This window comes from Pseudomonas sp. 2822-17, from assembly GCF_002742485.1.
In the GTDB taxonomy this organism is placed as follows: domain Bacteria; phylum Pseudomonadota; class Gammaproteobacteria; order Pseudomonadales; family Pseudomonadaceae; genus Aquipseudomonas; species Aquipseudomonas cyclaminis.
Genome location: NZ_LJRZ01000753.1, coordinates 1 through 269, shown reverse-complemented (window position 1 = coordinate 269; position 269 = coordinate 1). Strand labels below are relative to the sequence as shown.

Annotated in this window: 1 protein-coding gene; it reads left to right on the top strand. The window is 39.4% G+C overall.

The genetic code is table 11. The features are described 5' to 3' along the window. A partial coding sequence (locus tag AOA60_RS26425) for a YhcN/YlaJ family sporulation lipoprotein (RefSeq protein ID WP_158235069.1) occupies positions 1–269 on the top strand: 269 nt, incomplete at both ends.

Sequence of the window (269 nt, the reverse complement as noted above, 5' to 3'; positions counted from 1 at the left end):
AATAAATACTCGTCTAGGTCAAGATGAAATTGGTGACTCTCACGTTGTTGTCAATGGAAATAGTGTTATCATCGCTTTAGACGAAGACGGTGATACAAAAACGATAGAAAAAGACGTTAGAAATTCTGTTTCAAATGTAAGAGATGATCTAGATGTCCATGTTGTAACAGATCGCGAAAGAGTAAATCGTGTTCGTGGGATGAATGATCGTCTGCGAGCTGGCGAACCATTCGAGGAGATTGGTGCAACATTTAACGACATGCTAAATG